At 73.5% G+C, this 19,674-nt stretch carries 20 protein-coding genes; 14 read left to right on the top strand and 6 right to left on the bottom strand.

Annotated features, from left to right (window positions below):
- Positions 1-181 precede the first annotated feature (181 nt).
- Positions 182-523, bottom strand: a complete 342-nt coding sequence (locus FRAEUI1C_RS41445) for a hypothetical protein (protein ID WP_232425219.1) — start codon at positions 521-523, stop codon at positions 182-184.
- Here FRAEUI1C_RS41445 and FRAEUI1C_RS41450 point away from each other — a divergent pair.
- Complete coding sequence (locus tag FRAEUI1C_RS41450; RefSeq protein WP_232425220.1) at positions 516-848, top strand: hypothetical protein; 333 nt, start codon at positions 516-518, stop codon at positions 846-848. The genes FRAEUI1C_RS41445 and FRAEUI1C_RS41450 overlap by 8 nt on opposite strands.
- Before the next feature lie 81 nt (positions 849-929).
- Positions 930-1,619, top strand: a complete 690-nt coding sequence (locus FRAEUI1C_RS33805) for a TetR/AcrR family transcriptional regulator (protein ID WP_013427888.1) — start codon at positions 930-932, stop codon at positions 1,617-1,619.
- Here the strand turns inward: FRAEUI1C_RS33805 and FRAEUI1C_RS33810 are convergent.
- Positions 1,616-3,229 (bottom strand): amidohydrolase family protein, encoded by a 1,614-nt coding sequence (locus FRAEUI1C_RS33810; RefSeq protein ID WP_013427889.1) that lies wholly within the window; start codon positions 3,227-3,229, stop codon positions 1,616-1,618. The genes FRAEUI1C_RS33805 and FRAEUI1C_RS33810 overlap by 4 nt on opposite strands.
- 530 nt (positions 3,230-3,759) lie before the next feature.
- Here FRAEUI1C_RS33810 and FRAEUI1C_RS33815 point away from each other — a divergent pair.
- Together FRAEUI1C_RS33815 and FRAEUI1C_RS33820 are read left to right on the top strand one after the other, a co-directional pair.
- On the top strand, positions 3,760-4,683 hold the full coding sequence (locus FRAEUI1C_RS33815) for an acyl-ACP desaturase (RefSeq protein WP_013427891.1): 924 nt from the start codon (positions 3,760-3,762) through the stop codon (positions 4,681-4,683).
- Between the two features lie 192 nt (positions 4,684-4,875).
- Positions 4,876-5,286 carry a hypothetical protein gene (locus FRAEUI1C_RS33820; protein ID WP_041259817.1) on the top strand — a complete coding sequence of 137 codons (411 nt, stop codon included), beginning with the start codon at positions 4,876-4,878 and terminating at the stop codon, positions 5,284-5,286.
- Between the two features lie 27 nt (positions 5,287-5,313).
- Here FRAEUI1C_RS33820 and FRAEUI1C_RS33825 read toward each other — a convergent pair whose 3' ends face one another.
- Positions 5,314-6,798 (bottom strand): glutamine synthetase family protein, encoded by a 1,485-nt coding sequence (locus FRAEUI1C_RS33825; protein ID WP_013427893.1) that lies wholly within the window; start codon positions 6,796-6,798, stop codon positions 5,314-5,316.
- Positions 6,799-6,815: 17 nt separating this feature from the next.
- Complete coding sequence (locus FRAEUI1C_RS33830) at positions 6,816-7,487, bottom strand: dTMP kinase (RefSeq protein WP_013427894.1); 672 nt, start codon at positions 7,485-7,487, stop codon at positions 6,816-6,818.
- A 177-nt stretch (positions 7,488-7,664) separates the two neighbouring features.
- Here FRAEUI1C_RS33830 and FRAEUI1C_RS42260 point away from each other — a divergent pair, with 177 nt between their 5' ends.
- Positions 7,665-9,104: a sensor histidine kinase gene (locus FRAEUI1C_RS42260; protein ID WP_013427895.1), complete on the top strand. Its 1,440-nt coding sequence runs from the start codon at positions 7,665-7,667 to the stop codon at positions 9,102-9,104.
- Positions 9,101-9,745: a response regulator gene (locus FRAEUI1C_RS33840; protein ID WP_013427896.1), complete on the top strand. Its 645-nt coding sequence runs from the start codon at positions 9,101-9,103 to the stop codon at positions 9,743-9,745. Before FRAEUI1C_RS42260 ends, FRAEUI1C_RS33840 begins: the two co-directional genes overlap by 4 nt.
- Before the next feature lie 65 nt (positions 9,746-9,810).
- On the opposite strand, the gene FRAEUI1C_RS39960 is transcribed toward FRAEUI1C_RS33840, so the two are convergent.
- Complete coding sequence (locus FRAEUI1C_RS39960; RefSeq protein WP_157735154.1) at positions 9,811-9,957, bottom strand: hypothetical protein; 147 nt, start codon at positions 9,955-9,957, stop codon at positions 9,811-9,813.
- On the opposite strand from FRAEUI1C_RS39960, the gene FRAEUI1C_RS33845 reads away from it, so the two are divergent.
- The 5 genes from FRAEUI1C_RS33845 to FRAEUI1C_RS33865 all read left to right on the top strand — a co-directional run bounded on the left by FRAEUI1C_RS33845 (position 9,956) and on the right by FRAEUI1C_RS33865 (position 14,817).
- The gene (locus FRAEUI1C_RS33845; protein ID WP_013427897.1) at positions 9,956-10,375 is read left to right on the top strand and encodes a nitroreductase/quinone reductase family protein; all 420 of its coding nucleotides are present in this window, start codon (positions 9,956-9,958) and stop codon (positions 10,373-10,375) included. The genes FRAEUI1C_RS39960 and FRAEUI1C_RS33845 overlap by 2 nt on opposite strands.
- Positions 10,372-11,646, top strand: coding sequence for an ABC transporter ATP-binding protein (locus FRAEUI1C_RS38780; protein WP_013427898.1), 1,275 nt, complete (start codon positions 10,372-10,374; stop codon positions 11,644-11,646). Before FRAEUI1C_RS33845 ends, FRAEUI1C_RS38780 begins: the two co-directional genes overlap by 4 nt.
- A 113-nt stretch (positions 11,647-11,759) precedes the next feature.
- Positions 11,760-12,563: a DUF2705 family protein gene (locus FRAEUI1C_RS33855; protein WP_232425221.1), complete on the top strand. Its 804-nt coding sequence runs from the start codon at positions 11,760-11,762 to the stop codon at positions 12,561-12,563.
- A 728-nt stretch (positions 12,564-13,291) separates the two neighbouring features.
- A complete protein-coding gene (locus tag FRAEUI1C_RS33860; RefSeq protein WP_013427900.1) occupies positions 13,292-14,008 on the top strand; it encodes a molybdopterin-dependent oxidoreductase in 717 nt (238 codons plus the stop codon).
- Between the two features lie 2 nt (positions 14,009-14,010).
- Positions 14,011-14,817 (top strand): cytochrome b/b6 domain-containing protein, encoded by an 807-nt coding sequence (locus tag FRAEUI1C_RS33865; RefSeq protein ID WP_013427901.1) that lies wholly within the window; start codon positions 14,011-14,013, stop codon positions 14,815-14,817.
- On the opposite strand, the gene FRAEUI1C_RS33870 is transcribed toward FRAEUI1C_RS33865, so the two are convergent.
- A complete protein-coding gene (locus FRAEUI1C_RS33870; protein WP_013427902.1) occupies positions 14,814-15,338 on the bottom strand; it encodes a GNAT family N-acetyltransferase in 525 nt (174 codons plus the stop codon). The two genes, FRAEUI1C_RS33865 and FRAEUI1C_RS33870, sit on opposite strands and share 4 nt — an antisense overlap.
- Positions 15,339-15,761: 423 nt before the next feature.
- Here FRAEUI1C_RS33870 and FRAEUI1C_RS36965 point away from each other — a divergent pair, with 423 nt between their 5' ends.
- Genes FRAEUI1C_RS36965 through FRAEUI1C_RS33885 form a run of 3 tightly spaced genes read left to right on the top strand, consistent with a single transcriptional unit; the run spans position 15,762 to position 19,615 of the window.
- The gene (locus FRAEUI1C_RS36965; protein WP_013427903.1) at positions 15,762-16,376 is read left to right on the top strand and encodes a PadR family transcriptional regulator; all 615 of its coding nucleotides are present in this window, start codon (positions 15,762-15,764) and stop codon (positions 16,374-16,376) included.
- Positions 16,377-16,379: 3 nt separating this feature from the next.
- Positions 16,380-17,273: an ABC transporter ATP-binding protein gene (locus FRAEUI1C_RS33880; protein ID WP_013427904.1), complete on the top strand. Its 894-nt coding sequence runs from the start codon at positions 16,380-16,382 to the stop codon at positions 17,271-17,273.
- Positions 17,273-19,615, top strand: a complete 2,343-nt coding sequence (locus FRAEUI1C_RS33885; RefSeq protein ID WP_013427905.1) for an ABC transporter permease — start codon at positions 17,273-17,275, stop codon at positions 19,613-19,615. Before FRAEUI1C_RS33880 ends, FRAEUI1C_RS33885 begins: the two co-directional genes overlap by 1 nt.
- The last annotated feature ends 59 nt before the right edge of the window (positions 19,616-19,674 follow it).

The following is a 19,674-nucleotide window of genomic DNA, read 5'->3' on the forward strand; positions in this document are numbered from 1 at the left end:
GTGGTGGGAACGCCACGGTGGGACACCGCTGGACTATTGCCCGGCGCAATCGCCGTGCACGACGCTTCTTGTACAGAGATACGGCAAATACGCACCGTGACCTGTCCGCAGCCTGACTCGCTTCTCGCAGAGTTTGTTGGAATGAGCCGAGCACACTTGGGGATGTGCAAACCATGGCCCGTCACCGCGTCGCCCCCCGGTCCGTCCCGCGAGCTGTTCCCGCCGGCACCGGGGCATCCACGCGCGCACAGGGCCGGCACGCGCTCTCAGCGCCGACGAGCACCCGGGCGTTGTCCCGCCGGGTGGTCACCCGGCGGATCGTGCTGCCGGCGGCGTCCGTCGCTGTCGCCAGCGTCGTGACGGTCGGCGGAGCGGTCGCCTTCGCCAGCGACGGATCCGCTTCGGCGGTCCCCATCCAGCGGACGGCGAGCACCGCGCCGGCCACCCACCCGTCGGCGAGCACCGACTCGACCGGCGGCGTCACGGCGTCCACCGGGGCGGCGACCGCCACGCCGGTGGGCACGGCCGCGACCGGCTCCGTCGCCGCGTCGCCGACCGACGCCGCGGCGATCGCCGCGGCCATCCGGCACAGCGATCTGACCAGCCAGGTCCCGCCGGCCGCCTACCAGGTCGTCGGCGCGAAGCTCTCCCGGAGCGACCCGAACTGGGCCTGGGCACAGCTGCTGCCGGTCACCGACACGATCGACCGGGCCCAGGGCGTGCTGCATCGCACCGCGTCCGGCTGGAGCCTCGTCCAGCTCGGCAGCTTCGAGGTCGGCTGCTCCGCCGCGCCGCCCCAGGTCCGGGCCGATCTGGCCCTCGACTGCCCGCCCGGCGGCGCCGGCTGAGGCAGCCAGGCCTGCCAGATCCTTACTCATGCCGGGCTCGGGCACGGCCAAAATCGGCTCGGCTCCAGGCAGACTGGTGCGATGGCCCTGCGCAGCCCGGCGAGCGGAAGAACCCCCGGGGGGCGTCGTCGCCAGCCGGAGGCGACTCGTGAGCGCCTGCTCGCCGCCGCCGTCGACCTCTTCGCCGAACGCGGTTACGACCGTGTCCGGGTTCGCGACATCGCCGACCGGGCCGGCGTGACGACCGGCGCGATCTACGCGCACTACCCGGACATGGCCTCGTTGCTCGCCGACGCGGCCGGCCGGGCCGTCGACCACGCGGTCGAGGCGGTCGCGCACGTCGGCCACGGCGAGGTCGGGGCCGCCCTGCTGGCGACGATGACCACCACGGCGGCCGGCGGGCGGCGGCTGTCCCGCGAGCAGGCGCTGCTGCTGGAGGCGATGGTCGCGGCCAGGCGGGAGCCGACGCTGCGCCAGGCACTCGGTGAGGTGCTGCGTGACCGGCTCGAAGTGCTGCGCGGCGCCGTCGTACAGGCGCGCGAGGACGGCGAGCTACGCCCCGACCTCGCCCCGGACGCGGTCGCCTGGTTCCTCTACCTGGCCCCCATCGGGTTTCTCACCGGCCGAGCCGCCGGGATACCCGGCCCGGATCTGCATGAGCTGCGCACGGTTCTCGAAGCCGCCGTCGCGGGTCTGACCCCAACCGGGACCGACACGGGCGCCGGCACCGAGGCCTGTCACGAGACGCTCGCCGAGTCTGACGGGACCTAGCCCGTGTCGCCGGTCTTGGGGTGAGACGCGGTCCCGTGCGTCCTGGACCGGGGCGGCTTGGGCGAGCCGTGGTGCTCCTTGCCGCGCGGCTCCTTGATCAGCGAGATCGGCCCCGGCACCCGCTTGCGTGACCGCGCCGCGCCGCGCTTGGTCGCCGCGGGCTTGGTGGCGGCCGACGGCGCTTCCTGCGCGGGCGCCGACGGCTGCCGCGCCGTGGCCTTCGCCGGCTTCGACGCCGCCTTCGACGCGGTCGTCTTCGACGCGGTCGCCTTCGCGGTGGTCGCCTTCGCGGTCGTCGCCTTCGGGGTCGTGGCCTTCGGGGCGGCCCGCGGCTTGGCGGCCCGAGGCTTGCCCGCGGGCGACGGAGTCGGTGGCGCCTCGGCGGCGGCGGCCGGCTCGGCGAGGCCGTAGACCCGACGGGCGTTGCCGGCGCCGATCATCACGGCGATCCGCGCCGCGTCCTGGGCCGTCCAGTCGTCGGCCTCGACGCCCGCGGCGAGGAAGGCGCCGAGCCCCCGGCGGAACAGCTCCGCCCCCAGCAGGTACAGCTCGGCGAGCGCGAAGGCGTCGGTGGAGAACAGCATCTTGCCGAACGGCGCGAGCTCCAGCGTCTCGGCCAGCACCGTGGCGCTCCCCCGGCCGAGGTTGTGGGTGGCCAGACCGACATCCACGTAGACGTGCGGGAACACCTGCGCCAGGTAGCCCGCCTCCCGGTGGTACGGGTAGCAGTGCAGCAGCAGCACCGGCGCGCCCGTGGGGACCAGCTCGCGCAGCAGGTCGGTCAGCAGCAGCGGGTTGGCCCGGGCCAGGTGCAGGTCGGTGTCGCCGAAGCCGGTGTGGATCTGGACCGGCAGGCCGAGGTCCGCGCCGGTCCAGATCAGGAAGCTGTGCAGCACGGGGTCGGCCAGCCGGATCGGCGCGCCGGCCCGCAGCTGGCTGACCCAGCCACGCACCGAGGCGATCACCGCCCGGTCGGTGGGCCGCTCGGACGGCAGGTCAAGCCCGACCCGGTAGGCGGCCACCGACTTGACGCCGACGACGTCGACGCCGCCCGGGCCGGCGGCCTTCCTGGCCTGGTCGGCCGGCCGCTTGGCGCGACCGGCGGTCGGCTCGTCGCGGCCGGTACGGGCGGCAAGCCGGGAGCGGACCAGGTCGGGAAAGTGGGCCACGCCGACCTGACCGGTCACGATGTCGAGCGCCACCTGCTCCGCGAGCGGCTCAAGCCGGACGACGTCATGGGCGCGGGCGCCCGCCGCCCCGGCCAGGTCCGCGGCGCCGGTCAGCCGCTCCGGGGCGAAGCCGGTGTCGACGCAGAGCTCCTCGATACCCGCCGCGCGCAGCATCCGGGTGGCCACCTCGTCCGGGCCGAGCTCTGCCCGGCGGGCCAGATAGTCGTCCGGCTGGGCGTGCGGGGCGAGGTCGAGCACCGGTGCGCACCAGCGCCGCAACGCGAGCCCGAGCTGGCTGTCGAAGAAGGACGTGCCCACCGGAGCGGGGTGGTCCGCCTCCGTCATGGCTCGCTCGAAGTCGGCCCGGTCTAGCTCGCGGCGCACCAGCCCGTGGCAGTGGTGGTCGACGAGCGGGAGCGTCTCGATCCTGGGCAGCCGCACTCGGAGTGCTTCCCCCGGATCCCCCGTCAACATGCGTGGGGCGCCAGCGGGGTGGTGCCGGCCAGCCGGCCTTCCGGGGCGTCGACGGGCCCCGGGAGGCCGGTGGACGGACGGTAAACGGCTCCCAAAGTCTGGCCCGCGGCCCCGACGGCATCATCGGTTATCCACAGGTATCCACAGGCTCTGTGCAGCCGATGGGCGCTGAAACCGCTGCACAGCCGGCACATAGTCCGGATGCCTAGCAGTCAACCTGTCCATCGGCCCGGCTATACACAGCCCACCCCGGGTTCTCCACAAGTTATCCACAGGCAATGCGGTGCTGTGTGGAGCAGCCAGGCCGGTAGCGTGGCCCGGGCACCGGGGCCCCGCGGCACCGCCCGGTCCGGCCGTCGCGCCCGGGTTCGGCGGCGACCCGCCACCGCGGGCGCACCCACCGCCACGCTCGGCTGTTCCGGGGGAACAGTTCGCCCACGGAAAGTCCACTCCGCCGGGACATGGTCCGGCTCGGGTTCTGCTGCGAGGGTCAGTCCATGACCTCGTACACGGATTCCGACCTGCTGCGCGAGCTGGAGCCCGTCGCCGCGGCGAACCTCGACCGGCACCTGGGCCTGGCCGCCGAGTGGATGCCGCACGAGTACGTCCCGTGGAGCCTCGGGCGCGACTTCGACTCCCTGCCGTGGGAGCCGGGGCAGTCCACGCTGTCGGACATCGCGCAGCTGGCGTTCGAGGTCAACCTGCTCACCGAGGACAACCTGCCGAGCTACCACCGGGAGATCGCGGTCGGCTTCGGCCTCGACAGCGCCTGGGGCGCCTGGGTCGGCCGGTGGACGGCCGAGGAGGGCCGGCACGCGATCGCCATGCGCGACTACCTGCTGGTCACCCGGGGCGTCGACCCGGTCGCCCTGGAGCGCGGCCGGATGCACCAGATGCAGGTCGGCTACAGCAGTGGCGGCAAGACCCCGCTGCGCGTCATCGCGTACGTGACGTTCCAGGAGCTGGCCACCCGGATCGCGCACCGCAACACCGGCCGGTACGCCGAGGACCCGGTGGCCGAGAAGCTGATGGCGCGGATCGCCGCCGACGAGAACCTGCACATGATCTTCTATCGGAACCTGATGGCAGCCGCGCTGGACTTCGACCCGAATGGGACCGTTCAGGCGATCCGCGACGAGGTTCTCGGCTTCGAGATGCCCGGCACCGGCATCCTGGACTTCGCCGAGAAGGCCCGCCGCATCGCCGAGGCCGGCATCTACGACCTGCGCATCCACCACGACGAGGTGCTGACGCCGGTCCTGCGGCAGGTGAAGTTCTTCCAGCTCGAGGGCCTCGACGCCGCGGCCTCGCAGGCGAGGGACGAGGTGGCTGCCTTCCTGGAGGGCCTCGACTCCTTCGCCACCCGTCAGGCCGAGAAGAAGGCGAACCGCGACGCCCGCAAGGCCGCCGCCCAGGCCTGACCCCGATCGAGGCCCGGCTGTCCCGGCAGCCGCCGTCACCTTCGCGCGTTGATCGCCGTCTCAGCCCCGCCCTCAAGTGGTTGCGGAAATCGCCCGACCACGACCCCGCGAGGGCCAAAAGGCGATCAACGGCCGGCGGACGAGGCCACCCATTGCTGACACCCTGGGCGTTATGCCCCATAGTGTTCCCCCGTGGGCGTCCATCGTCGCCGATCGTGGCATGTCACGACGTTCCCGGTCATCGTGGCCGGGTTCGGCCTGCTGGCCCTCGCCATCGGCCTGATGTTCGGCGGGATGCACTCCGGTGACCCGAAGCCGGCCGACGCCCAGGTCGGGCAGCCGGCGGCAACGTCCGCACTCCCCAGCGCCACGACCGTCGACGACTCACTGACGGCAGCGGATCTCCCGTCGTCGGCCGACGCGTCCCATGGCACGGCGACGACGACACGAGCCCCCACCGCGTCCGCCCGGTCCACGCCCCATCCGACCGCCGGCGCGACTCCGAGGCGCAGCCCCACCCCGACACCCTCCGACGACGGCTCGGGCGACGGATCCGGCGGCGGCATCCAGCTGCCCAAGGTGAGGCTGCCGACGTTCGGCTAGCCCGCGCTCGATCGTGGAGCTGGCGGCTCAGTGCCGCCAGAGGGACTGGGCGACGACCTCGTCGGCGTCGGCGGTCGCGAAGAGCTCGATCTCGGCCCGCCGGACCGTGACGATCGTGTCGTGCAGCTCGGCCCCGAAGGCGGCACGCAGGACGGGATCGGCCTCGAACGCGGCGACCGCGTCGCCGAGCCGGCCGGGCAGGGCCTCGAGGCCGCGCCGGGCCCGCTCAGCGGCCGGCAGTGCCGCCGGGTCGACGTCGACCGGTTCCGGCAGCCGGGCACCGTCCTCGATCCCCGACCGGCCGCAGGCGAGCACGCTGGCGAGCATCAGGTACGGGTTGGCCGTCAGGTCGAAGCACTTGATCTCAAGGTGGGGCGACGCGTGGAGCCACTGCTCGGCGCTTGCCTTCAGGGCGGAGTCCGGAGCCTGCGCCGCCTGGCCGCCGACCGCCAGGCCGGTCACCAGCCGCAGCGCGGCCTCCCGGTTTTCCACGCCCCAGCAGGCGAACGCCCCGGCCCAGCGGGATGGCTTGAGCCGCAGGTAGGAGGCGACGCTGGGGGCGCCGACGGCGAGAAGCGCCGGCAGGTGAGCCAGGATGCCGGCGGCGAAGTGCTCTCCGAGGGCGCTCAGCCCGGCCGGCCCGGTCCCGTCGATGAGCACCTCGCGGCCGCCGCCCTGACCCGCGCCCGCGGCGCCACCCTGGCCCGCGCGCACGGCGCCGCCCCGATCTGCGACCGCGCCGCGACGCAGGCTCACGTGGGCGTGCCCGCCGTTGCCGACGCCGGCCGCGACGACCGCCGGCGAGAACGAGGTACGCAGCCCGTGCCGGGCGCCGACGGCCCGGATCGTCTGGCGGACCAGCACGCTGCTGTCGGCCGCGCCGAGCGGATCCTCGGGAGCGGTCGAGACCTCGAACTGGCCGGGCGCGTACTCGGGATGGATCTGCTCGACGGTGAGCCCCTGCTCGGTGAGCGCGCGGACGATGTCCCGCAGGTAGTCCGCCTGCTCGATCACCCGCTCCAGGCCGTAGGCCGGCCCGGCCGCCGCCGGCCGGGGCACGGCATCACCCGGCCGGTCCGGGTAGATCGTCCACTCGATCTCGATCCCGGCCAACGCGGGCAGGTGACGCTCGGCGAACCCCTCGGCCTCGCGGCGCAGGATCGCGCGGGTGTCCTGCGGATGCGGGCGGCCAAGCTGGTCGAACCGGTCGGCCGGCGCCCAGGCCCAGCCCGGCTGCGCCGCCAGCGGGACGACCCGGTCGAGGTCCGGGCGCAGCCGCAGGTCGCCGACCGGGCCACCCGCGTAGCGTCCGGCGGCGAGGTCGTCGTTCAGCAGGAACGCGTCGAAGGACGGCGAAGCGCCGACCCCCACGACCGCCGCCCGTTCCAGCCCGCCGACCGGCACGCATTTCGCGCGGGTGATCCCACTGTTGTCGACGAAGGTCAGCGCGACCGCGTCCACACCCCGCGCTCGGAGCTCCGCGGTGACCGACGACGCCCTCTCCCCGTCCATGCTCCCAGCGTCCCGGCTCAGCGCAGGTCGCGCAGGACTTCCTCGACAGCCGCGCTGACGGACCCGGCCCTCGCGTCGTCACCGGCCGCGGCGGCGCGGTCGACCGTGAGCCAGCGACCGATCCAGCCGGAGCGGGCCAGCTCGTCGTACTCGGTGGCGACCCTGGCCTGCAACGCGTCGTCAGCCTCATAACGATCAGGGGCGCGGCTCGCGTCCAGCGCCGCGCGGGCGCGGGCCCGCGCCCGGGCCACCTCGACCGGGACCCGCAGCAGGATCTGCAGGTCGGGCCTGGGCAGCGCCAGGTCGGTCAGCTCGATCGAGGCCACCCAGTCGCGGAAACCGGGCCTCTCCGGCGCGGACAGCCGAGCCGCGCCGTAGGCCGCGTTCGAGGCCACGTACCGGTCGACCAGCACGACGGCGTCGCCAGCCGCGGCGGCCGCCAGCTCCGGGCCGGCGTTCGCCCGGTCCAGCGCGAACAGGAGCGCACTCGCCCGGACCGACGCGGCGACCGGCGCGAGCGCCTGATCGCCGGTGAGCATCGCGCGCACCGCCGGCCCGAGCGGCTCGACGTCGTACCGGGGGAACGCCAGCCGGCTCACGGGCCGCCCGGTCGCCGTGAGGGCCGCCACCAGCGCCTGGGTCAGTGTGTTCTTGCCCGCCCCGTCGATCCCCTCGATCGCGACGATCACCGCGCGCAGGCCCCCTCGTCCGCTCCGGAATGGCCGCCCACGCTACCGGCAGCTCACCACGGCACCGGCGTGTGGCCTCGTCCGAGGGTCCGGCGGCCCTGGGTACGGTCGGCTGCGTACCTGGGGATACGCGTCGAAGGGGATGCCACCGGTACTGGACGGCGCTACCGTCGGCTGGTGGACGGACCGTGGTTTCGACGGAACCTTCGGTATCTGCTGATCGATCTGCTGACAGCCGCCGCGTTCACCACCGTGTTCCTGGTCAGCGCGACCAAATGGGGCGGAACACAGCCCGCGCCGCACCAGCCCGTCGACGCTTTCGCGTACGGACTGCTGATCGGGATCGCGGCAATCCTGCTGATCCGCCGCTGGGCCCCGCGTCCGGCCCTGGTCGTCGAGGCCGCGCTCGTCGGGATCTTCCTCGGGGTCGGGTATCCGGAAGGGCCGTACTTCATCGCGATGGCGATCGTCGGCCTCACCGTCGGGCGGACCAGCGGGCGCCGCGAGGCCGCCTGGGCCGCCATCTGCGCCACCTGCCTCGTCGCCGCGGGCAACGTGGCGAGCTTCGATCGCGGGCATGCCGGCGGAGGCTGGGACCTGTTCGCCGGGTTCGCCGCGTCGCTGCTGGTCGGGGCCGCCCCCGTCGTCGTGGGGGCACTCATCCAGGAGCACCGGAGCTGGCGGGTGACTGCCGAGGGCGAGGCGCACGCCCGCCTGATCGACGCCGAGCGGCTCCGGATGGCCCGGGAGGTGCACGACGTCGTCGGACACAGTCTTTCGATCATCTCGCTGCAGGCCGGCGTCGCGTTGCACGTCCTGGACCGGCGGCCCGAGCAGGCGCAGCTCTCGCTGGAGGCGATCCGCCGGACCTCCATCGAGGCGCTCGACGAGCTGCGCGCCACCCTCGCCCTGACCCGCGCCGGCCAGTCCGAGGCGGTCCCGCCGGTCGGCGAGTCGAGCACCGACGCGCCGGTGGCCGGCGAACTGGTGGCTCGGGAGCCGGTCGCCGGTGCTGCCGGTACTGCCGGTGACGCGGCGACGGCGGCCGGCAAGGCTGGCTGGCACCTCGACCGTGTGGCGCCGCCCGACTCCCGGCCGCCGGTCGTAGCGACAGGGGCACCATCGGCAGAGCGGACCCCGTTGACGGGGCTCGGCCGGCTGCCAGGGCTGCTCTCGGAGGTGCGGCTGTGCGGTGTGCTCGTCGACGCCGCGACCAGCGGGCCGCTGGACCGGCTCCCGGCCGACGTCGACCTCGCCGCGTACAGGATCGTGCAGGAGTCGCTGACCAACGTGCTGCGGCACGCGCGCGGAGCCCGGGTCGCGGTCCGGGTGTGCGCCGAGGACGCCCGAGTGACGATCGACGTCACCAACCTCCCGGAACGGCCGCTGGCGGACACCGCGCCGGTCAGCCCGACCCCCTACGGCCACGGGCTGACCGGGCTGCGGGAGCGGGCCATGGAGCTGGGCGGCGAGCTGGCCGCCGGTCCGCACGGCGCGGGCGGCTGGCAGGTGAGCGCCCGGCTGCCTCTGCCACGCGGCGGGCCCGGCGGCAGAACGGGCACCATGAGCCAGGCAGGCAACTACGGCCGAAACGCGGCCAGCGGAGGGTCTCGTTGATCAGAGTCGTGGTGGCCGACGACCAGCCGTTGATCAGGCTGGGGCTGCGCGTGCTGGTCGAGACGGAGGAGGACCTGGAGCTCGTCGGCGAGGCGGAGGACGGCCGGACCGCCGTCGAGCTGGTCCGCCGGACCCGGCCCGACGTCGTCCTGCTCGACATCCGGATGCCCGTGCTGGATGGTCTCGCCGCCCTGCGGGAGATCACCGCAGACCCGGCGCTGCACGGCACCCGGGTAGTCATGGTCACCACGTTCGAGCTGGACGAGTACGTTTTCGAAGCACTACGCGGCGGTGCCTCCGGGTTCGTGCTCAAGGACAGCGAGCCGGCCGACCTGCTGCGCGCGATCCGGGTCGTCGCGGCCGGCGAGTCGCTGCTGTCGCCAGCCGTCACCCGGCGGGTCATCGAGGCGTTCGCCCGCCGCCCGGTCGGGCCTGGCGCGCCGGACCTCGACGGCCTCACCGACCGCGAACGCGAGGTGATGGGCCTCGTCGGTCACGGCCTGTCCAACGACGAGATCGCCGCCCGCCTCGTGATCAGCCCGGCGACCGCCCGCACCCACGTCAGCCGCGTCATGGTCAAGCTCGGCGCCCGCGACCGCGCCCAACTGGCCGTGCTGGCCAACCAGGCCGGGCTCGTTTAGGGCGGGAACGGCCGGCCCCCGATCTCCCAGACCGGCTTCGCCGCTCCGGCAGGGACCCTGGGCCGCTACCGCAGGGCCGGGCCGGGGCCCGGGGCGTAGGGGGCTACGGCGGGCGGCGTACCGAAGGTGCCGTCGGTGGGGGGACGACGCGACGGGTCGGCGGCCAGCAGGCTGATCGTCATGAGGTCACCGAGGAACGGAGACGGACTCATGACGTCGTCGACGAGGCCCTACGTACGCCGGCCCTGGATCGCGCGGGCGGTCGGCGACCGGCTGGCGCCGCGGTTCCGCCCGGCGCTGGTGCGCCGGCTGTCGGTACCTGGCCGGGTCACCGGGAGGTGGCGCACGACCCCGGTCGCGGTGCTCGACCACGGGGGCGCGTCCTACCTGGTGGCGGCGTTCGGCGTGACGGACTGGGCCCTGGACCTGCGCGCCTCCGGCCGGGGCCGGCTGACCCGTGCGGACGGTCGCGCCAGCTTCGAGATCATCGCCACTGAGGTGCCCGTGACGGAACGCGGCCCGGTGCTGGCGGCCTACCGGACGTCCTTCGGCTCGGCGCCCGGCGTCGCCGGCGCCTTCCGCGCGCTGCCCGACCCGGCCGACCACCCGACCTTCCGGATCACTCCGTGACGGCGGTCCGCGGCGCGAGGCCTGTGCTGGAGCAGTTCGCCGACCGTGACGAGCAACCGCGTGACGAGCAAGCGCCTGACGGGCCGGTGGCCGTCGACGTGCGGGGACTGTCGAAGAGGTACGGGCGCCGGACCGTCGTCCGCGATCTCGATCTTCGGATTCCGGCCGGAGCGGTCGCCGGGTTCATCGGCCCGAACGGCGCAGGCAAGACGACGACGCTGCGGATGCTGCTCGGCCTGGTACGGCCGACCGCCGGGGCCGGTACGGTGCTCGGCCAGCCCCTCGGCGAGCCGGCGCGTTACCTGCCCCGGATCGGCGCGCTGATCGAGAGCCCGGCGCTGTACCCACGGCTGTCGGCCCGCCGCAATCTGGAGGCGATGGCGATCCTGGCGGGGCTCGACCGGGCCCAGGTGGAGCCGGTGCTGGCCGAGGTGGGCCTCGCCGAGCGGGCCGGCGACGAGGTGCGGGCCTACTCGCTGGGCATGAAACAGCGGCTGGCGATCGCTGCCGCGCTGCTCGGCGACCCGGAGCTGCTGGTGCTCGACGAGCCGACGAACGGCCTGGACCCGATGGGCATCCGGCTGATGCGCGACCTGATCCGAGGGCTCGCGGTCCGCGGCGGCGAGGGCAGGGCCGGAGAGGCCGGAGCCGGAGCCCGGGGCGAAGCCGGTGCTGGAGCAGGGGTCGGGGCCGGAGCTGGGATCGGAGCCGGGGTCGAGGTCGCGACCGGAGCCGGGACCGCGGCCGGGAGCGGCGGCGGGGTCGGCGCCGCGACCCGAGCCGCGGCGACGGGCGCCGACCGCGTGCCCGCGCGGCGGCGGACGATCGTCGTCTCCTCGCACCTGCTCGCCGAGGTGGAGCAGATCTGCGACTGGATCATCGTCGTCGACCGGGGCGCACTGGCCTACCAGGGGCCGCCCGACGGGTTGTTGGCCACCGGTCGGCAGCGGGTGGCGCTGCGACCCGAGCGGCCGGCGGACGTCGGCATGCTCGCGGACCTCGCCGCCGGGCTCGGCTTCGCCGTCGAGCGGGACGGAGATCGCGTGCTCGCCACCCTGGTCGCGCGGCCGGTCGGGGGAGGCGCGGGCGGCGCCGCCGATCGCGCGGAGCCGTCACGGGCACCGCTCGCCGAGCTGAACCGCGCCGCGCACGCACGGGGCATCGCCCTTGTGGAGATCGCGCCGGCCCGAGTGACGTTGGAAGAGCGCTACACGGGCCTGGTCGCGGCCGGCGCCTCCGCTAGCCAGGCCATTACGGGAGATCGAGCATGAAGTCTCAGGAAGACGCCCTACCCATCGGGGAACGAGACGCGCTCGGGACCAGGCGGCCAGCCCGGGACGGGCGGCCAGCCCGAGACAGAGAGCCGGCCCGGGACGGGCGGCTGGTGGCCATTGGGCGTAGCTATCGGTCCGAGGCCCGCAAGCTGCGGCGGCCGGGGACCTTTCTGGCCATGGGCGGCCTCGCGGCGCTGGCGGTGCTGTCCAGCGTGCTCAGCTTCGCGCTCGCCAAGAACGGCGGGTTGGGAGCCGCGCGGATGCCCGAGGTCAGCGTGCCGACGTTGCAGGCACTCGCGACTCCCGGCGGGATACTGCTTGGGTTCCGGGTCGGTTCGACGTTCACCGGCCTGTTGCTGATGGTGCTGTGCGCGGCGACCATGGCGACCGAGTACGGCCAGGGCACGATCAGGATGATCTTCATGCGCGAGCCACGCCGGCTGTCCTGGCTCGCGGGCCGGATGGGCGCGGTGCTGTCGCTGCTCGCCGTGGCGCTTGTTGGGGCCTTCGTCCTCAGCGCGGCCACGGCCGTCCTGATGGCGCAGATCCGGGGCGTGCCGACCGGCCAGTGGTGGACGGCCGTGGCACTGCGCGAGGCCGGCAAGAACTACCTGAACGTCCTCGTCGCCACCACATTCTTCGCCATCACGGGGACAGCGCTCGGCCTGTTGATCCGATCGACGACCGCGGCCGTGCTGATCGGCGTCGCCTGGATGTTCCCGTTGGAGCACATCATCCAGCAGGCCTGGCTGAACGGCGTCAAATGGCTACCGGGCCTGGTGTTCAGCGACATCGGCACGGGAGGCAACCTCATCTCCGGCTACCGGGGACCGCTGCTGCTCGGCGCCGCCTACGCCGTGGCATTCGCCGCCATCGCCGCCATCAGCCTCGCCCGACGCGACGTCACAGCCTGAGCGGCGCGACGCCATGGTCTGAGGCTCGACGCCACGGCTAAACGACGCGGCGCGACGGCCTGAACGACGCGACGCCACAGCCTGAGCGGCTCGGCGCGACGGCCTGAGCGGCTCGACGGGACGCCGCTGCCGCCTGGTGGACCACGTTGACCACGCTGCGACTCGACCCCGGCGCGGTCCCTCCTGATCCGAGGCGCCGACTTGCCTGCGCAGACGCCGATCATTCGGCCAGCCGGCCAAGCCGCCGCAGCTTGATCGAAAACCGCGAAGGAATAAAGAGGACAAATTCGGGCGCCGAACGCCGCTTTGCCTGCGCCACGAGTGATCAAGGCGTCCCCCTACCCCGCGAGACGTCCTTGATCATTGGATGCGCAGGGGGAACTGGCGTGCCGGCCACCAGGTGGTTATCAGGTCGCCGTCGATCCCCGCGCCGTCCCGGGCGATGCCACGGGCCAAGCAACCCTACGGACCGGGCGGCGCCATGAGCCGGGCGGCGCTACGGACCGCGCGACCGTAGGGACCGGGCGACGCCACGGGCCCGGCGGCGCTGCGTCGCGGGCTGAACACGCGACGCCAGGGGCGCTGAGGCCCGAGGCGGCCGAGTCCAGCGCGACGCCGCCCGGGCAGCGTCGGACAGCAGGGAAGCGTGAGACAGCGCTGGCCAGCGCCGTCAGATCTTAAGAAGCGGAGAAAACCCTGCCGCGCCGGTTCGCCGGCGTGGAAGGCGGGTGTTCACTGAGAACGTGGTCGAAGGCTCGCCGGTGGGGCGCCGGGTGGTGCTCGCGGTGGCCGCACTCGGCGCGGCCGGGGTCGCCGTCGGCTCCGTCGTCCAGCGGGCACTGGACAACGCCGTCGCGCCGCTGCGGGCCCGCGACACGACCGGCCTCACCAACCTGATCCCCGGCGACGGATTCCAGATCTACACGGTGACCTCGTCGGTGCCGCATCTGTCCGCGGCCACCTACCAGCTCAAGGTCCACGGCCTGGTGAACGAGCCGGCCACGCTGACGCTCGCGGACCTGGAGGCGATGAAGCAGACGGAGCTCACCCGTGACTTCCAGTGCGTGACCGGCTGGCGGGTCGGTGGCGTGCACTGGTCCGGCGTGAAGCTCGCCGATCTGCTCGAACGGGTCGGCGTGCATTCGACGGCCCGAGCGGTGACGTTCCGCTCGTTCGACGGGTTCTACGACGAGAGCCTGACGCTGGAGGAGGCCCGCCGGCCGGACGTCCTGGTTGCCCTGCGCATGCTGAACGGCCCGGTCAGCTACGACCATGGTGGTCCGGTCCGGCTGTATGTGGCGCCGATGTACGGCTACAAGTCGATCAAATGGCTGGGCGAGATCGAGGTCGTCGACCAGGTCGCTCCCGGCTGGTGGGAGCGGCGCGGCTACGACGTCGAGGCCTGGATCGGCCAGTCCAACGGCCGCAGCGACAGGCCGGTCTGACCGTGTCCATCGGCGAGTACCTGCGAAACCCCCCGGCAAGCCGCGGCGGCGACATTCGGCGCTTCGGGCCCGCGACCCGCTGGGTGCACCGGACGACCGGGTTGTTGTTCGGTGTCTGCCTGGCCACGGCCGCGATCCTCTATCTGCCGGCGTTGGCGCTCCTCTTCGGCCGTCGCCCGCTGATCATGTCGATTCACCTGTACTGCGGCCTGGCGCTGCCGGTTCCGGCGCTGCTCGGCTGGCTCACCCGGGGCTTCCGCCGCGACACCACCGAGCTCAACCGCTTCACCGCCCCCGATGGCGCGTGGCTGCGGGCCCGGCTGCTGCCCTTCAGCGAGGAGCGCCGGGCGCGCCAGGCGGGGCCGGCTTGGGCCAGGTCGGGCACTCCATCGTCAACCGCTCGGCGAGGCGCGGGTGGTCACGACCAGGGCCCGCTCACGGTCGGCGGGAAGTTCAACGCGGGCCAGAAGCTGTACGCGGCCGTCGTCGCCGGATCGATCCTGGTGTTTCTCGGGACCGGCCTGGTGATGTACCTCGGCCAGGATCTCCACATCCCGGACCGGTACCGCACCGGGGCCTCCTTCGTGCACGACCTTCTCGCCTTCGGCATCTTCTTCACCGTCTGCGGCCACCTCTGGATGGCTTCCCGCGACCCGGTCGCCCGCGCCGGCATGCGCACCGGCTACGTCCCCCGCTGGTGGGCCAGGACCGAACACCCGCACTGGGCCGCCCTCGCGCCCGAGGACCTGGATGACGACGTCCCACTGGCCTCGAACGGCGCCGATCAGGATTCGACCGCGCTGCCCTAGTCCCGGCGGGGCCGGTACGTCTTGTACGGGAGGAAACGGTGCATGACGTACAGGTCGACGTCGCCGTTCCAGGGGTGGCGGAAGGCTGACGGCAGCGTGCCGATCACCCGGAAGGCGAGCACCCGCCAGATCGCGACCATCCGGGTGTTGCCGGCGACCACCGCGGTGGACTGCATCGCCCGGTAGCCGAGCTCTGTCGCGTACTCGATCGCGGCCTCGGCCATCGCCCGGTCGGCTCCTTCGGCGGTCCGGTCCGGGTGGGCCATGAAGATCAGCTGCGCGACGTGGTCACCGAGCCCGGCGAGCGCCGGGGTGATCTGCGCGGTCGCGACGATCCGCCCGTCACCCGCGTCGTCCTCCATCACCAGGACGACGGCGGGCTTCGGCAGCATCCACAGTTCCCGGGCGTCCGACTCCTGGGTGTCCGGGTGCCAGGTGTACAGCTCCCCGGCCGCGACCTGTGCGTGCCAGATAGGCCAGATTCCAGGCCAGTCATCGTCAGATGCCAGCCGTGTCTGCACCCACCCGATCCTGCCCGTCCGTCAACCCCCCGGGGGAAAAATCCGGGCACGGGTACTCCTGCACCCCACCAATCTCGCCCGTCAAGGCCCACCAACCACACCAGGCGACGGCTGCGCCACCTACCGTAGTCAACGGGCGGACGAAATCCGCGCCGCGGCCGATCGGCCCGACCCCTCCGTGCGGCCATCCTCTTGATCGCCGCTTCGGCCCTTCAGTGGTCGCGTTCCGCGCGCCATCACGACCACACGAGGGTCAAACCCGGCGATCAAGGCGGCACTGCGGCGCAGGCGGTGATGCGGTCCGCGATGGGGTGTTGACGGGACTAGCTAACGGATGTACATAACCGTTATGCAGATCTACCTAACCGTTATGCAGGCGGCCCGCCCCGCCGTCCCGAACCACAAGGCGCCGTGAGGTACCTGATGCTCGCCCTGTTGGACCGGGGACCGGCCCATGGCTACGAGCTCAAGCGCGCACACGACGACCTGTTCGGCGACGTCGCTCCGCCGATCAACGTCGGGCAGATCTACGTGACCCTCACCCGGCTGGAGCGGGACGGCGCCGTCACGCACCACGTCGCGGAGGGCAGCGGGGGCCCGGACCGCAAGGTCTACGAGCTGACCGACACCGGCCGCAAGTCGCTGCGCGGCTGGCTGGAGGAGCCCAGCGATCTTCCGGTCGGCAAGAGCGACGTCGTGCAGCGGCTGGTCGCCGGGCTGATCTACGACGCCCACGCCGCCCGCGACGGTGAGCCGGCGAAGGCCGGGCCGGGCAGCGCCGCCCGCACGCTCGCCGCGCACCGGTCCCGCTGCCTGCGGGCGCTGCGGGCCCTCGCCGAGGCGGCACCCGTCCGGGACTCGCCCGCCGAGGACGACCTGATTCCCCAGCCGGCCGACCCCGCGGCCCCGGCTGCCGCTCATTTCAGCGTCGCCGGCATTGGCGACCTGCTTCGCGACGCCTCCGTGCTGCACCTGGAGGCCGAGCTGCGCTGGCTCGACATCGTCGAGGCCCGCCTCGCCCAGTACGGGAGGACCTGATCCATGACTACGACGGACCCGAAGACCACAATCGAACCGATTCTCGTCATCACCGCGCTGAAAAGGTCCTTTGGCCGCGGCGAGCGAGCCAGGCCGGCGCTGTGCGGGGTATCCCTGAGCGTCACGCCGGGCGAGTGGGTCGCCGTCGTCGGCCCGAGTGGCTGTGGCAAGTCGACGCTGCTGCACCTGGTCGGCGGCCTGGACACCCCGGACGCCGGCTCGATCCGGATCGGCGGCGACGAGGTGACCACCCTCTCGGCGGCCCGGCGGGCCCTGCTGCGCCGGCGCAGGGTCGGCTTCGTCTTCCAGGCCTACAACCTGGTGCCGCACCTGAACGCGGCCGCGAACGTCGAGCTCGGCCTGCGGGTGGCCGGCGTCGGCCGGCGGGCCGCGAAGGCCCGCGCCGCCGAGGTGCTCGACGCCGTCGGTCTGGGCGACCTCCTGCACGCGCTGCCCGCGACGCTGTCCGGCGGCCAGCAGCAGCGGGTGGCGATCGCCCGCGCGATCGCCACCAGACCCGACCTGGTGCTGGCCGACGAGCCCACCGGCGCGCTGGACACGGCCGCCTCCCGCCGCGTCGTCGAGCTGCTTCGTGAGGAGCACCGGCGTGGCCAGACCCTGATCATGGTGACCCACGACTACGCCGTCGCCGCCGCCGCCGACCGGGTCATCTTCCTGCGCGACGGCCAGATCATCGACGAGCGCCGGCCCGCCGGCCGCCGCACCAGCGACGCTTCTCCCACCGGCCCGAGCGGCGCGCTCGACGAGGCCGACGCCGACGAGACCGCGCTCCACGAGACGGCCGACGAGCTCGCCGACGAGGACGGCGGCCACGGGACGCGACGGGCGCCAGGCGGCAGCGACCTCAACGACCTGCTCGGGCTGGGGAGCTGGTGATGCGCACCGTCCTGCTGCTCGCACTCGCCGGCCTGCGCGGCCGCAGCCGCGCCGGCATCGCGGTCACCGTGCTGGTCCTCGCCTTCTCGGCGCTGGGATTGTCCATCGGCCTCGTGGTCAGCGGCCAGGGCACCAAGGCGATCGACCGTCTCGCGGAGCGCACCAACGTCGCCGACGTCGTCGTCTGGGCGCATGACTCGACCATCGACAAGCCCGGCCCGGCCGCTACCGGGAACGCGACGCCGTCGCCAAGCGCCGTGGCCGCCGAGCTGCGCCAGATACCGGGGGTCCGCACGGTCGTCGGGCCGCTGCGCTTCCTGGACACCACGCTCGTGGTCCCGGCCTCGCCGGCTGGCACCGCGGGCACGAGCGGCGAGTACCACAGCGAGGTCACCTCGCTGGCCGACCCGGCGGTCGCCGTGAACCATCCGGCCCTGGTGGCCGGGCACTGGCTGCGCGGGGCGAACGAGATCGTGCTGGAGCGCAGCGCTGCCGCGGATCTGGGCCTGCGTCCCGGTGACCGGATCGCGCTACGCGGGCCGAGCGGCGACGTTCCCTTCACCCTCGCCGGCACCGCGAACGAGTTGACCGACTGCGGCTTCCCGCAGTGTGGCCAGGCCCGGCTGTGGATCTCGGACGCCGGCCTGTCGCGGGTCGGGCCCGCGGACGGCGTCACCTACTGGGTCGAGGACGCCCCGGGTGTCTCGGCCGAGGCCGTCTCCAGCACGGTCATCGCCCGGTTGGGCCCCGCGGTCATCGGGACGAACACCTGGCCGAGCACCCGGGGCGACCTGGTCCGGATGGAACAGATCTTCGGAAAGATCGTTTCGGCGTTCGGCCTCTTCCTGCTCGTGGCGGTGGGCGTGATCGTCGCCGGCTCGATGACCAGCCGGATGGTGACGAGGCGTCGCGAGATGGCCCTGTTCGCCGCCGTGGGAGTCCGACCGGCCCAGCTCATCGCGGCGTTGCTGGTCGAGCATCTGGTGCTCGGAGCGGTGGCCGCGGTGCTCGGCTGGGTCGCCGCGGCGGAACTGGCGCCGAACGTCGACATCGGCGCGACCGTGACCGGCCGGCCGGCGCCGCACTGGGCGGTGAGTGACCTGCTGGTCAGCGGCGGAGCGCTGCTCCTGCTGCTCACGCTCGCCACGGTGGTGGGCGCGGTGCGCGCCGGCCGGGCGTCGATCGTCGACGCCCTGCGGGACGCGCCGGCGGCCGGCCGGCGCGGCGGCCCACTCGCTCGGCTGACCGCGCTGGTCCCCGGCCGGCTGGCCTTCCTCGGCGTGGGTCGCCTCGCCGCCCGGCCGGTCCGCGGCGCACTCACCGCGCTGACGCTGCTGGTCGCGGTGACCGGGGCCGTCGTCAGCGGCGGGTGGCATCTCACCGTGTCGCACGCGCTCACCAACCCGGCCGCCACCGGTGACCCCTGGCAGGTCATGGTCAGCCGCGGCGACGTCGCGCCCGGCACGGTCGAGGCGGCGCTGAACCAGACGCCCGGGATCTCCGGCTGGTGGTCGGAGACCGAGCGACGTGGCAGCGACCAGGACCTCACCTTCCGGGTCCGCGCGTTCGGCGGGCCACGCGCGCCGGGCTACCGGGTCGGGGCCGGCCGGCTACCGGCAGCCGCGGGCGAGGCCGCCGTCGGCTACGGGCTGCTCGACGAGCTGGGGCTGCGGGTCGGCGAGACGACGACCGTCAACATCGGCGGCGTGGACCACCCCGTCCACATCGTCGGCTGGTACCGGACCACCGAGGACAGCGGGCAGATCCTGGTCATGCCGGTGGCGGGTCTCGGGCCGCTGGCGGCGCCAAGCCAGTACCGGATGACGCTGACGCCGGGCACATCCCCCGCGACCGTGCAGGCCGCCCTGGCGAAGCGACTCGGCGACGGGGTCGAGATCTCCACCCAGAGCTCCAGCATCACCGGCCGGACGGTCATCGAGTCGGTGACGACGACGATCATTCTGATGCTCGCGCTGGTCGCGCTGACCAACATGCTGTACTCGCTGATCGCGTCGAACCGGGAGAACGCCCGGGATATCGCGGTCACCGGCGCGCTCGGGCTCACGCCACGACAGATCGTCGGCCAGGGCGCGGTCGCGGCCCTGGGGCTCGCGGCGCTCGCGTTGGTCGTCGGCATCCCGGTGGGGTTGCTGGTCTTCAGGCTCCAGGTCGACGCCGTGTCCGACAGCATCGGCCTTGGCCCCGGAATAGGGCAGCTGCCGTCCGCGTGGTTCCTGGTCGGCATCTGCCTGGCGACGCTGGCCCTCGCCTGCGCCACCGGCGCCGCCGCCGCGCGCGGCCTGGTCCGCCGTCCGGTCAGCGACCTGCTCCGCTGGGAGTAGCCGGTCAACAGGCGCGTCCGATGGTCCCCGGTCAATGGGGAGCCATCGGACGCGCCTGC

The organism is Pseudofrankia inefficax, assembly GCF_000166135.1.
Classification (GTDB): Bacteria; Actinomycetota; Actinomycetes; order Frankiales; family Frankiaceae; genus Pseudofrankia; species Pseudofrankia inefficax.